Source organism: Segetibacter sp. (genome assembly GCF_025963695.1).
Classification (GTDB): domain Bacteria; phylum Bacteroidota; class Bacteroidia; order Chitinophagales; family Chitinophagaceae; genus Segetibacter.
The window spans coordinates 1-12,682 of sequence record NZ_JAOQAH010000092.1 but is presented as its reverse complement, the minus strand read 5'-3'; the positions used below and the strand labels follow the sequence as shown (position 1 = coordinate 12,682).

Here is a 12,682-nt window from a genome sequence, read left to right as displayed (position 1 = left end):
AAGTTTTAAATAGTTCTTCGGCACGGTTAACTATAAGGTTTATTCAGGCGTTTCCGCGCATTGTCCGGGTGAAGCAACTCTTCAGCAAGCTTGTTACACTTCACCCGAAAATCTTAAAAAACCTGCTAACTGGTACATGTAGGACAGTGATCTTACAAAGCGCTCAGGCTGGACCAAAAGTAATAGACAAATATTTTGTATTCTTTCGTCAATACGCAGTTTTGGTATTTTTGACAAGCGCACGCATAAAAGCTTTTAAAAAATCATTATGATCTCAAATCTCTTTCGAACACTTTTTATTTTACTATTTATTTCGCCCGTGCTACAGGCACAATCAATACCGTCGCCTAAAGAACATTTCGGTTTTAATATTGGAGATGATTACAAGTTGACCACTTACACGCAGGCTGAAGCTTTTTTTAAAAAGCTGGCTGCCTCTGACCGCACTAAACTGGTTGATATAGGGCTTACTGAAGAAGGTCGTCACCAATATATGTTAATTGTGTCTTCTCCCGAAAACATTAAAAACCTTGACAAGTTTAAGGCAATTTCACAAAAACTTGCACATGCTGAAGGGTTAACTGACGAGCAGGCTAAAGTGCTTGCAGCAGAAGGTAAAGCGGTGGTTTGGATAGACGGTGGATTACATGCCACCGAAGTAGTGGGCGCCCACCAGTTGTTAGAGACAATGTACCAGATGGTAAGCAGGAAAGATGATGAAACATTACACTTGCTTGATAATGCAATTATTCTTTTTACACATGCTAACCCCGATGGACAGGAACTGGTTTCCAACTGGTTTATGCGCACCGATGATCCTAAAAAGCGTTCATTTTCACAGTTGCCACGCCTGTATCAGAAATACATTGGGCACGATAACAACCGCGATTTCTTCATGATGAACATGAAAGAAACCCAAAATATCAGCCGTCAGCAATATGTTGAGTGGATGCCGCAGATAATTTATAATCATCATCAAACAGGCCCGCAGGGGTCAATACTTGCTGGCCCTCCTTATCGTGATCCATTTAATTATGTGTACGATCCTTTGCTGGTTACTAGCCTTGATGGAGTAGGTGCAGCTATGAACAACCGGCTTAATCTGGAAGGCAAACCCGGTTATACACAAAGGTCTGGTTCTAATTATTCTACATGGTGGAACGGGGGCTTGCGTACAACGCCTTACTTCCATAATATGATTGGTATTTTAACAGAGATTATTGGCAGTCCCATTCCTTCAACAGTACCGCTCGTTCCTGCACGCCTTATACCAAACATGGCAACCCCCAATCCTGTTACTCCGCAGGAATGGCATTTCAGACAGTCAATTGATTATTCTGTGTCGCTTAATTATGCGGTGCTTAATTATGCAGTTAACAACCGTAAAGACCTTTTGTATGGTATTTACCGTATGGGCAAAAATTCAATTGACAATGGTAGCCGCGATTTTTGGGGCCTTTCTCCTAAACATATCGATTCTATAAACAATGCCTATAAAAAAGACCAGAAAAATACCAAGTCTGGCGAAGCGGCCGACAATAATGCCTCGGGGATAAGGTTAGGCTCGCTGGATACTATTCCACTAAAGTATTACAACTTAGTACTGAATAATCCTACGCTGCGCGATCCCCGGGGTTATATTATTTCTGCAGAACAACCTGATTTTCCAACGGCAGTTAAGTTTCTTAATGCGCTTATCAGGTCTGGTGTGCAGGTGCATCAGGCAACCAGTGATTTTACAGTTGAAGGTAGAAGATATCCGTCCGGTTCCTATGTAGTTAAAACAGCCCAGGCATTTCGTCCTCACGTGTTAGATATGTTCGAGCCACAGGATCACCCAAATGACTTCCTGTATCCCGGCGGTCCTCCTATTCGTCCGTATGATGCTGCCGGTTGGACTCTTGCTTACCAAATGGGGGTTAAGTTCGATCGTATCTTAAATGGTTTTGACGGGCCTTTTCAAAAAATAGCCTATGGAGAATTGCTTTCCCCTGCGCCGCAGGCGGTAGCTTCTGGTGCCGGCTATCTTTTAGATGCCCGTGCCAACAATACCTTCATAGCTGTAAACGATTTACTTAAAGCAGGTATAGACGTTTACAGGTTGCCGAAAGGCGTTAATGGTATGGCGCATGCGGGTACCGGAACATTTTTTGTTCCGGCAGCAGGAAAAGCGATTTTAGACAAATCGGCGTCCGGGTTAGGCTTAAAAGCAAATAGTATTTCTAAACGCCCTGCTAATGCTGTTAAGGTGTCTCCGGTCCGTATTGCTCTTTGGGATACTTATGGGGGTTCAATGCCGTCAGGTTGGGTAAGGTGGATTATGGAACAATACCATTTTCCTGCTCAGGTAGTTTATAGCAGCGAAATTGATAAAGGAGATTTAAAGAGCAAATACGATGTAATTGTTTTTGTTACCGGCGCTATTCCAGCTGTAAGCGGTGGTACTTCAAACAGGGGTTACGGAGGCGGGCAACCTAAGCCCAACGACATTCCTGCTGAGTTCAGGCCATGGTTAGGTCGCATTTCTGCCGATACAAGTATTCCTCAGATCAAAAAATTTCTTGAAGCCGGGGGTACGGTAGTCACAGTAGGCAGCAGTACTAATCTTGCTTATCATCTAAAACTTCCTGTCAGTAATGCACTTACCGAAATGACTGCAGCCGGACAGGAAAGACCATTACCCGGCGAAAAATTTTACATACCCGGAAGTATTTTACGTGTAAGTATTGACTCTACACAATCTGTCGCCTGGGGTATGGCCGCCGAAGGAGACGTATATTTTGATGCAAGCCCTGTATTTAACCTTACCCCGGATGGTGTTGCTAAAGGGCAGGTAAAACCGGTAGCCTGGTTCTCGTCGGCTACACCGCTTCGTAGCGGTTGGGCCTACGGACAAGCTTATCTTAAAAATGGTGTTGCTGCTTTTGAAGCAAAGGTTGGTGCAGGAAAGCTGTATGCCTTTGGGCCAGAGATAACTTTCCGTGGTCAAACACATGGAACATTTAAATTCTTGTTCAATCAGTTGTACGCATTGGGTGAATAATAAACCTCAGGGTTGCAAATACGGGCACTTTATCCCGTGCCCGTATTGCTTCTTAGGAAAGTAATAAAATGAATTGAATTATCTGGGGCGGGGCACTACTATTGCCGTTTTTCGCGTCGCATTATTCAAGACTCTTTTTTCGCTCGGACCAGTCTTAATGAATTCAATTTACTGTTGAATTTTAATACAATGCTCATCTGGCCTTCAAGGCTATACCGCTTTATTTACTATTAGTTAATAATTAAAAGATACTATGAAATCATTATTGAAAGTACTGCCCTTAACAACGCTCTTTTTTTTAGGTTCGTATGCTTTACAGGCACAGGAAGGTGGGGGAGATGTAATTCAACAAACGGTAAAGGTTGCTGTCGAAAAACGTTATCAAAACGAAATAAAAGCTTTATCAGAAAAAGCAGTCATCAAATCGGCTTTTAAAGCCATCATGGATTTAGAACCTGAAACTGAAAAAAACCTGGTAACACTGACAGAAATTCCTGCTCCTCCTTATAAAGAGCAAAAACGTGCAGAGAAGTATTTGGAAATGATGAAAGCTAGTGGAGTAGATTCTATATGGATGGATAAAGCCGGAAATGTAATTGCTTTAAGGAAGGGGAAATCAGGAAAGAAAACGGTAGTTATTGAAGGACATTTAGATACCGTTTTTCCTGAAGGAACGGATGTAACTGTAAAACATCGCGGTGATACACTTGCTGCCCCCGGTATTGGTGACGATACCCGCGGCCTGGCCCTGGTACTGGCTGTATTAAGGTCAATGAACAAAGCAAACGTAAAAACAGATGCCAACATATTGTTTGCAGGTGTTGTTGGTGAAGAAGGTTTAGGTGATTTAAGAGGAACTAAGGAGCTATTTAGCAGCGGGCTTAAAATTGACTCTTACATTGCTGTAGACGGTGGCGGTATCGGTGGCATTACGTATGGCGGCGTAGGTTCTCATCGTTATCGCATAACTTTTAAAGGTCCCGGTGGTCATTCTTATGGTGCTTTTGGCCTTGCAAACCCCCATAACGCAGCAGCACGAGCCATTCATTATTTTGTTACTAATGCAGATGCTTTTACAAAAAGCGGCATTAAAACTACTTACAACATCGGGGTTGTAGGTGGAGGTACTTCGGTAAATGCCATTCCGTATGAGTCATGGATGGAAGTAGATATGCGGTCTGAAAGTGCTGAACGACTTGCAGCTATCGATAAATTATTACAGGCAGCATTACAAAGAGGTTTGAAAGAAGAGAATGAAATAAAAAGAAGAGGGGCAGACCTTACCGTAGATATAAAGTTAGTAGGTGACAGGCCTTCCGGTGTTCAAAATCCTACCATTCCTTTATTGCAAAGGGCTATGGCGTCGGCCAATTTTTTAGGTGCAGAATCAAAGTTGGGAATCAGCTCTACTAATTCAAATATCCCTATTTCAAAAGGCGTTCCTGCCGCAACTATTGGCCGTGGTGGTGTGGGTGGTGGAGGGCATGCGTTAACTGAATGGTGGGTAAACGACAAAGGTTATCTAGCTATTCAAAATGCATTGTTGATTTTGGTTTTAGAAGCGGGACTGGTGGATTAGCTTCCCGATTGTTCCGATGCAGAACTTACCGCTGCAACTACATGTTACTGCATAGAAGACGATGCAAATCCTTTTTTTGTAACTGGCAGTTGTTCTTCATGCATCAGCCATTGCGTCGCACTCTTGTACTGTTAGTCAGTATGCGAACCGGGTACCCTCGAAGTCAAACGGGTTATTGTAATGTTTAAAACACGAAAATTAAATGAATACAAAAATTGCATTTCTAAGCATTGCACTCATTGTTTCAACTGATGCTTTTTGCCAAACTACCGATAAAAATAAAATTCTTACATCAATTAAATCAAATGAAGCCACTTATGCAAATATTGCCAGGCAAATTTGGGAATATGCAGAAACAGGATACAATGAGGTTAAAAGCTCGGCTTTACTACAAGATCAACTGGCCAATGCAGGGTTTAATATAGAAAAAGGGGTGACTGGTATTCCAACAGCATTTGTAGCTACGTTTGGATCGGGGCAACCGGTGATAGGTATTCTTGCAGAGTACGATGCATTGCCCGGATTATCACAATCAGATGAGCCGGCGCAAAAACCCTTAATTCCAGGCGCTGCCGGCCACGGTTGTGGGCATAACCTTTTCGGCACCGCCTCTGTAGCTGCTGCAATAGCAGTTAAGGATTGGCTTAAAAGTTCTGGTAGCAAAGGCACTATTAAACTGTATGGTTGCCCCGCCGAAGAAGGTGGATCGGGGAAAGTTTTTATGGTGCGTGCAGGACTTTTTAATGGTGTTGATGCAGTATTACACTGGCATCCGGGAAACGACAATGATGCGGGCATCTCTCCTTGGCTTGCAAATAAAAGTGGCAAGTTTAGGTTTTACGGTATTGCTGCCCATGCATCAGGAGCACCTGAACGTGGTCGTTCAGCCCTGGATGGTGTAGAAGCAATGAATAATATGGTAAATATGATGCGTGAGCATATTCCTTCTGATACCCGTATTCACTATATAATAACCAAAGGTGGCGAAGCGCCAAACGTAGTACCTGCATTTGCCGAAGTATACTTTTATGTCCGTAACCCCAATATGCAGGTCGTTAAGGATGTATGGGAGAGAGTAGTAAAAGCAGCCCGGGGTGCAGCACTTGGCACAGAAACTAAAATGGACTATGAGATCATAGGAGGCACCTACAACATGTTGCCTAATGTTGCTCTTTCGAAAATAATGGATGCCAACTTAAATACAGTAGGTGGCTTTACTTACTCGGCTGGTGAAAAGGCTTTTGCCGAGAAAATACAATCCACTTTCCAGGGAGCAAAAATACCGGCATTAGAAACGACCGCTAAAGTGCAAGCTTTTAAAGTGGTTGAAAAACAGGAAAGCGGCGGCGCTTCATCCGATGTTGGAGACGTCAGCTGGACAACACCCACAGCCGGCATTTCTACTGCTACTTTTGTTCCCGGCTCATCTGGTCATAGCTGGCAAAATGTGGCGGCAGCAGGATCAAGTATTGGCGCAAAAGGTATGATGATAGCAGCAAAAACAATTGCTCTTTCAGCTTATGATCTTTTTAAAAAGCGAGCGGTTTTAGTTGAAGCAAAAAAAGAATTTTTAAAAAGAAGAGGCGGAGATTTTACATACGAAGCTTTGTTGGGTAACAGAAAACCCGCGTTGGATTATCGCAAATAATACCTTTAAAATTTACGGTAGTGATATAGCAGGTAGCTGGAGATTGTAGTTACCCTTATTACTATTACCGGTGCTGCTATTTGTACAATTTCAAAAAAGCTGAGCAATCATTTACAGATCGATATAGTGACGCGCCTTTCCAAATAGTCTAATCCGGCCACATTGTGAAATAGCGGAACAGATCCCGACTCCAATGAAATCCATGTTATTCTTCTTTAAATGTTCAAGAATAAGGGCCAGGGTTTTTAAACAACTAAACCTCCCTGAAATAAATAATTATGATGAAACGATACCTCTTCCTATTCTGTGTTTTTACAACTACTTTTTGTGTTGCTCAAACAGCTAACAAGCAACCTGAAGCTACCTCAGTTGCTGCGGCTAAATTTAGCGCTGATTTATACGGTGGAATAAAGTGGCGTGGAATTGGCCCGTTTAGAGGAGGTCGCTCGGGCACAGTTACGGGCGTTGACAATAACCCTTTATTATATTATTTCGGCTCGGTTGGTAGTGGTGTTTGGAAAACAGAAGATGCGGGACAAACATGGGATAATATAACCGATAAATATTTCGGCGGAACGGTAGGGGCAGTAGCCGTGTCGCAAAGTAATACCAACGTTATTTACGCTGGAGAAGGTGAGCAAACTGTTCGTAACAACGTTTCGTCCGGCTGGGGTATGTGGAAGTCGGTAGACACAGGTAAAACGTGGAAACATATCGGCCTGTTGGACTCAAGGCATATTGGAAAAATAAGAGTTCACCCTACCAATCCCGACCTGGTATATGTTGCAGTAATGGGTGATTTATGGCAACCTTCTGATACCCGGGGCGTTTACAGAAGTAAGGATGGCGGAAAAAACTGGGAGAGGGTATTGTTTGCTTCAAAGGAAGCAGGAGCGGTAGATTTAACTTTAGACCCAAACAATCCTGATATTGTTTATGCAAGCACCTGGAATATAAAAAGGAATGGCTGGAGAATGGATAGTGGCGGCCCGGATTCGAAACTCTGGAAAAGTGTGGATGGTGGAAACACCTGGAAAAGCTTGTCTGCTAACTCCGGAATGCCAACAGGAACTATTGGAATAATAGGCGTATCAGTATCGCCCAAAAATTCAAAACGTATTTATGCGTGTATAGAGGCAAAGGAAGGTGGAGTGTACCGTTCTGACGATGCCGGAGAAACCTGGACCCGTGTAAACCAGGATCGTGCTTTGTTGCAACGTGCATGGTACTACTGCCGCATTATTGCAGATCCGCAGGATGAAAATACGGTGTATGTTATGAACGTTAGTTATGGTAAATCTACCGATGGCGGAAAAACATTTAAGTTGTATAATGCGCCGCACGGTGACCACCACGATATTTGGATTGACCCGAATAACAACCAGCGGATGGTTATAGCTGATGATGGAGGAGCGCAAGTTTCGAATAACGGCGGCAAGATCTGGACAACTTACCATAATCAACCAACTGCCCAGATTTACAGGGTAACTACTGATAATCATTTCCCCTATCGTATTTACGGAGCCCAGCAGGACAATAGCAGTATAAGAATCCTTCATCGTTCTGCAGGGCCAAACATTTCTGAAAAAGATTGGGATGTAGTGGACTTGGGTGAAAGTGCGCACCTAGCTCCTGATCCGTTAAACAATGATTTCATTTATGGCAGTGCTTATAAAGGAACAATGAAGATGCAGGATATGGTAACAGGTCAATTGCGTTCTACCAATGTTTGGCCCGACCTGCCAGCTGGTTCGGGTGCAGATATAATGAAGTACCGTATGAACTGGAATTATCCTCTTGTATTTAGCCATCACGATCCTCAAAAACTATATGCAGGATCAAACTACCTACATGTTAGTTACAACGGCGGACAAAGTTGGGATATTATTAGTGGAGACTTGAGTCGTAATGAACCACATACAATCAAATCATCGGGTGGGCCTATTACCCAGGATAATACAGGAGCCGAGTATTATGCCAACATTTTTGTAATTACAGAATCGCCCTATCAAAAAGATGAAATCTGGATTGGTTCAGATGATGGTTTGTTGCATGTAACACAAAACGGAGGTAAAACCTGGAAGAACATAACCCCACCAACTTCTCCCAAATACAATATGATGAATGCTATTGACGTAAACCCTTTTGTAAAGGGCGGCGCTTACGTGGTAGCAACGTCATATAAATTTGGAGATTTCAAGCCATATATCTACAAAACAGAAGATTATGGTAAAACATGGAAGGTAATCACTAAAGGTATTCCTGAAACTGAGTACGCAAGGGTGGTGAGGGCAGATCCTAAACGCAAAGGATTATTATATGCAGGAACTGAAAAAGGAATGTGGATCTCGTTTGACGATGGAGAAAACTGGAGCAAGTTTCAATTGAATCTTCCGCCTGTGGCAATTCATGATTTAGCTATTAAAAATGATAATTTGATAGCTGCTACGCACGGCCGCAGTTTCTGGTTGATTGATGATCTCACTCCGCTTCACCAGTTACAACCGCAGAGTGCTGCAAAACCTGCCTATCTTTTTAAACCAAAGCAAACCTATCGCATGTATGTTAAGCGAAACAGCGAAGAAATTTCGGAAGCTGGTTTAAAGTTACAAGGTGAAAATCATCCGGATGGCGTCATTGTGAACTACTTCGTTAGGGACACTTCGGACTCTGCTGAGGTGAAACTGCAGTTTTTGCAACAGGACGGTGCTGTAATAAAATCGTATTCAAGTAAAGATACTACTGCAACCAGGCTGAAACTGAAACCAGGAGGAAACAGTTTTGTGTGGGATATGCGTTATGCCGGTTACAAAACATTTCCAGGAATGATCTTCTATGGTTCTCCCAACCTAGGGCCAAAAGCTGTGCCGGGTAAGTACAAAGTAAGGCTGATTGCAAAAGGCGAAACCACAGAGCAGGAATTCGAAATCTTGAAAGATCCCAGAGTAAAAACCACTCCTGAAGATTTTAAAGCTCAGTTTAATTACCTCATAGCTGTGAGAGATAAAGTAAGTGAAGCAAACCAGGCCATTATAGAAATCAAGAAGGTTAAAGACAACATTGCTGCTATAAAGAAAAGAGGTAGTGGAACAACAGAGCAGATAAAAAAGCTGGAAAAGCAGTTAATAGTGATAGAAAACAACATTCATCAAACAAAAAATCAAAGCCGCCAGGATGCCTTGAATTATGGCATAAAAGTAAACAATCGATTAGCGTATTTATTAATTGACCAGGGATCTTCCGATGCGCGACCAACAAAGCAGGCCGAGGAAGTAAGGGCACAACTGACCAAAGAAGTTGATAAAGAACTGAAGGATTTAAAAGCAGTAATGCAGGCAAACGCTCCGTTGCTAAAAAAATCTTTTTAGTATTTAAGGAATTGTATATGGATGTATAATAACGGCGTAATGCGTAGAGGGTTAATGCGCCATTTTACAACGCCTGATAAAAGCAGAGCAATCTGATGTATACTAGTATAAACAGCAGATCGCTTAAGTTCCTCCAGCGAGAGGTGGTATATCACTTCTAAAGCATACTCTTAAGTTAGTAACATTAAATGATTACAAATTAAACAGGTTGTTTACGCATGAATGTGCAATAAATGCAGACATAGATCATGCGTGTTACAGTTATCACTATCAGCATTTCTTGGGCTGATGGTGATACTGATGGCGGTCTTTTATACATGCGTTATTCTATAATTGTTAAAAAGCTAAACCTATGAGTATTATGATAAGACCTAGATGCCTTGTCGCTATAGGTGTGTTAGCATTCGGGACGGTTAATGCACAAAAACCTGTAAAAGACACTATATCAGCAAATCTTGAAGAGGTAATTGTTTCAGTAAGCCGATGGGAACAAAAAATGAATGAAATTCCCAATACAATTGTAAGAGTTGATATGAAGGAAGCGCGGCTTCAAAATCCTCAGACTTCAGCCGATCTTTTATCTATGACAGGGCAGGTGTTTGTTCAAAAAAGCCAGCTGGGTGGAGGAAGCCCCATGATCAGGGGTTTTTCTGCAAATCGGGTTTTATTAGTGGTAGATGGTGTAAGAATGAACAACGCAATATATAGAAGTGGAAATCTTCAAAATGTTATTTCTATAGATCCGCTGTCTGTACAAAATGCTGAAGTAATATTTGGTCCGGGATCCATTATTTATGGAAGCGACGCAATTGGAGGAGTAATGGACTTTCATACGTTTGAACCGGTCTTTTCTACAAAAGACAAGTTGCTTATAAAGGCGAATGGATTAAAGAGATATTCATCGGCAAATAACGAGCAAACCCAACATGTAGATGTTAATTTAGGTGGTAAGAAATGGGCTTTTCTTGGTTCGGCCACTTATAGCAATTTTCAGGATGTAAGAATGGGCCGCAACGGAGGTCAGGATTCTTACTTTAGAAACCATTATGTGGAAAGAATCAATAACAGGGATAGTGCCGTTGCTAACCCTGATCCATATGTTCAAAAACAAAGCGGTTATAACCAAGTCAATGCCCTCGCAAAAATTAAATTCAAACCAAGAGAGAATTTCGATGTCGTGTTTGCTACCCATTATTCAGGCACAGGTAATATTCCCCGTTACGACCGGCTTATAGAAGCAGCAGGAAGTGTTCCTATTTATGCTGAATGGTACTATGGCCCGCAGGTTTGGAAAATGCAACAGTTACAACTGTTACACCATAGAACAGGTTCATTGTTTGATGAAGCAAAACTTGTATTGGCTTACCAGGATTATAAAGAGAGCCGCCATGACCGGCGGTTAAACAATGCAAAACTTAGAACGCAAACTGAAAAGGTAAAAGTGTATTCAGCTAATCTTGATTTGAGCAGGGCTTTATCAGATAAAAGCGAACTGTTTTATGGAGTAGAATATGTTTTTAATAAGGTAGGTTCTGCGGCTACCAGGCTTAACATTAACAACGGATCTGACGAACGTACCTCAACCCGCTACCCCGACAAATCATCAATGACTACAGTAGGCTTTTATGGAAGTTATAAAAACAACCTTGGTAAAAAACTTACTTTAGCTACCGGCATCCGCTACAGTTACGCATCGTTAACTGCCTCGTTTGACACCACGTTTTTCAAGTTCCCATTTACAAAAACTGAAATAAGGGGAGGTGCTTTTACAGGTAATGTCGGTCTTGTTTTTCGCCCGCACGAAACGTGGCAGGTAAATGCAAACATATCTACTGGTTACCGTGTACCCAATATTGACGATGTAGGGAAAGTTTTCGATTCTGAACCAGGCAATGTAGTTGTACCAAATACAAATCTCACACCCGAATATGTCTATAATGTCGACCTGGGCATAAGTGAAAATATTCATAACAGGTTTAAGTTCGATATCACTGTTTTTTATACTTATCTCGATAATGCTATCGTGCGCAGGCCTTTTACTTTTAATGGCCGCGACAGTATTCTTTATGAGGGAAGTGTTAGTAAAGTACAGGCATTGCAGAATGTCGCGCATGCAAGTGTATGGGGTTTGCAAACCGGTTATGAATGGTTTTTTGCTAAAAACCTAAGTTGGAAACTTAGAGCAAACTGGATAAATGGCAGTGAAACAGACGACACCAAAGACGAGGAAGTTCCTCTGCGCCATGCTCCACCGTTTTATGGGAGTTCTTTTATTAAGTATCAAAACCAAAAATGGATGCTTGAGTTTGATCTGCTCCACAATGCGGAAGTAAGCAGCAAAGACCTTGCACCTTCTGAACAGGCAAAACCATTTATATATGCATCAGACCCCGAAGGCAAACCGTATAGTCCTTCATGGTACACACTTAATGTAAAAGGAAGTTATAGGTTAAATACACATTGTACAATAAATACTGGTTTAGAAAATATTACAAATCAACGTTACCGCCCTTACTCCTCAGCCATAGTTGCACCGGGGCTAAATTTTATTGCTTCGGTTCATGTTTCATTGTAACAGAAATAGGGTTATTAACTTAAAGACACAGAGGCTTTTAAATTTAGTTCTGTCGCATCTGCTATTGACAGGTTTTTAAATTTACTCCGGTTTTTTGAAGTTGAACTTAAGGGTGAGTGGATGTAGTTGTATCATCAGAAAGAATAAGCTATATATATTGACCTCGGTTTTTAAAATCAATATCAAGTTTTATAAAGAAGTTTTTTCTCTACAAATATCTGCTTACAGCTCATCGCTTTTAAAGTATTAAAAACGGTGTGCTTCCAATAAGCAATGCTGCTTCTATTACTGTTTTTATAGTTAATGGCACCGTTGGAGAGCCGAGGGCCTGTAAACTATAACATACCACTACACTTTAGATTTCCTTCAGAATTGCCGCTTAGGTTTGCATCTTATGAAGTTAGAAAGGCGCTCATTTTATATCATTTTTCTTATAGCAATCACCAATGCTTGTACCCCTACATCTCAA

Annotated in this window: 5 protein-coding genes; all 5 read left to right on the top strand. The window is 41.7% G+C overall.

Translation table 11 applies throughout. From position 1 onward, the window contains the following. Positions 1-268 precede the first annotated feature (268 nt). The 5 genes from JWR87_RS16855 to JWR87_RS16835 all read left to right on the top strand — a co-directional run bounded on the left by JWR87_RS16855 (position 269) and on the right by JWR87_RS16835 (position 12,213). Positions 269-3,043 carry a M14 metallopeptidase family protein gene (locus JWR87_RS16855; RefSeq protein WP_297822324.1) on the top strand — a complete coding sequence of 925 codons (2,775 nt, stop codon included), beginning with the start codon at positions 269-271 and terminating at the stop codon, positions 3,041-3,043. Between the two features lie 253 nt (positions 3,044-3,296). Next, entirely contained in the window at positions 3,297-4,622 is a 1,326-nt protein-coding gene (locus JWR87_RS16850) for a M20/M25/M40 family metallo-hydrolase (RefSeq protein WP_297822322.1), read from the top strand. A gap of 202 nt (positions 4,623-4,824) precedes the next feature. Beyond that, a complete protein-coding gene (locus tag JWR87_RS16845) occupies positions 4,825-6,270 on the top strand; it encodes an amidohydrolase (protein WP_297822320.1) in 1,446 nt (481 codons plus the stop codon). 278 nt (positions 6,271-6,548) lie between these two features. Next, positions 6,549-9,638 carry a hypothetical protein gene (locus JWR87_RS16840; RefSeq protein ID WP_297822318.1) on the top strand — a complete coding sequence of 1,030 codons (3,090 nt, stop codon included), beginning with the start codon at positions 6,549-6,551 and terminating at the stop codon, positions 9,636-9,638. Between the two features lie 361 nt (positions 9,639-9,999). Further along, positions 10,000-12,213 (top strand): TonB-dependent receptor, encoded by a 2,214-nt coding sequence (locus JWR87_RS16835; protein WP_297822316.1) that lies wholly within the window; start codon positions 10,000-10,002, stop codon positions 12,211-12,213. The last annotated feature ends 469 nt before the right edge of the window (positions 12,214-12,682 follow it).

What these genes read in the sequence shown, in the direction of transcription:
- JWR87_RS16850 (WP_297822322.1), top strand. Translation starts at nt 3,297, where the DNA reads ATGAAATCATTATTGAAAGTACTGCCCTTAACAACGCTCTTTTTTTTA.
- JWR87_RS16835 (WP_297822316.1), top strand. Translation starts at nt 10,000, where the DNA reads ATGATAAGACCTAGATGCCTTGTCGCTATAGGTGTGTTAGCATTCGGG.
- JWR87_RS16845 (WP_297822320.1), top strand. Translation starts at nt 4,825, where the DNA reads ATGAATACAAAAATTGCATTTCTAAGCATTGCACTCATTGTTTCAACT.
- JWR87_RS16855 (WP_297822324.1), top strand. Translation starts at nt 269, where the DNA reads ATGATCTCAAATCTCTTTCGAACACTTTTTATTTTACTATTTATTTCG.
- JWR87_RS16840 (WP_297822318.1), top strand. Translation starts at nt 6,549, where the DNA reads ATGATGAAACGATACCTCTTCCTATTCTGTGTTTTTACAACTACTTTT.